The sequence below is a fragment of the Deinococcus marmoris DSM 12784 genome (genome assembly GCF_000701405.1).
GTDB lineage: Bacteria > Deinococcota > Deinococci > Deinococcales > Deinococcaceae > Deinococcus > Deinococcus marmoris.
Genome location: NZ_JNIV01000245.1, coordinates 1 through 1,168, shown reverse-complemented (window position 1 = coordinate 1,168; position 1,168 = coordinate 1). Strand labels below are relative to the sequence as shown.

The 1,168-nt window shown below is 65.0% G+C and carries 2 protein-coding genes; both read right to left on the bottom strand.

Translation table 11 applies throughout. From position 1 onward, the window contains the following. Positions 1-29 precede the first annotated feature (29 nt). Positions 30-593 (bottom strand): PIN domain-containing protein, encoded by a 564-nt coding sequence (locus tag Q319_RS0123630; protein ID WP_051655736.1) that lies wholly within the window; start codon positions 591-593, stop codon positions 30-32. Continuing rightward, the gene (locus Q319_RS0123625; protein ID WP_029484809.1) at positions 590-1,006 is read right to left on the bottom strand and encodes an excisionase family DNA-binding protein; all 417 of its coding nucleotides are present in this window, start codon (positions 1,004-1,006) and stop codon (positions 590-592) included. The genes Q319_RS0123630 and Q319_RS0123625 overlap by 4 nt, the downstream gene beginning before the upstream one ends. Positions 1,007-1,168: the final 162 nt, after the last annotated feature.

Below are 1,168 nucleotides of genomic sequence, written 5' to 3'. Positions count from 1 at the left end.
GGGTCTCCTTGGGTGTGGGCTTGAGAACCTCACCCTACCGGAGACCCGTTTTTTGGGCCACCCCTACTTTTCGTCAAAACTGTCCGAACCATTGCCATATACGCTTGTGCAGTGAAGGGCGGCGCCCTTAACCGAAGCCGGCCCGCCCGGACGGCCCCAGTGAACTGCTGCGGACTGGCCCCCAGCAGCTCGAGCAGAAAGGCTTCCGGGGCCACTGCCTGGAGGCCGAGCGGTTCCAGCACCCGGGCCGGGAAGTCCCGCAGATTCTGCGTCACGATCACGTCTGCCCCGGCGTGCAGCGCTGCAGCCAGCACGTGGCGGTCATCCTCGTCCGGCAAGGTGATGGCCGTCGCCAGAGGCGGCACATCCGTCAGCTGCGCGGTCTCGAGCGCACGGTCCATCAGCGCGCGGGTGCGCTCCAGCTTCGCGCGGTCCAGTTCCGGGCGGTGGGAGGCGAGATTTCGGATCCACTCGTCATGGATTTCATTTGTCCAGAAAGCCATATATAAGTCAGCGACAGCCAGGTCGATCAGGAGACTCCGCAGCGTGGCGGGATACAGGACGTTGGCGTCCAACAGCGCGCGGAGCTTCAAGTCAAACCCAGTTCCTGGTCGAGATCCGCGAGTTCCTGGAGGGCCTGCTGGCGCTGGACGTCGCGCCGCGCGCGGTACACCAACAGGTCGTCCAACCGGACGCGGCGGTGGGTCCCGACTTTCCAGGACGCCAGGGCACCGTCGTCAAGCAGCTTGACCAGGTGGGGTCGGGAAACCCCCAGCAGATCGGCGGCGTCCTGGGTGCCGAGTTCGGCCTGGACCGGCACCACCTGGACGGCGTGCCCCTGCGCGACTTCCTGCAGGATGGTCTCGAGCAGCGAGCGGGTGCCGGTGGGCAGGTCAGCCACGCGCAGGGTGTCCTGCTGACCCCGCGAGAGCCGTCCCAGCAGTTCACGGGCGTGGAGCCGGTCCTGTTCGTTGGGCAGGGGCAGGGGGTTGGGCAGAGCGGTCATCGGTGTTCCTCCTCCACACACTCTACAGCAACCAAACGAAATAAACGAAAGATGTTCGGTAAAAGTGGACTGACGGCGCCTCCTTTACCGCGAGGCTCTGGAAACGGGTAGAAGGCTGGAATCATAACCGACATGCCTGACATGAGGGGCGTCCGGGGCGTA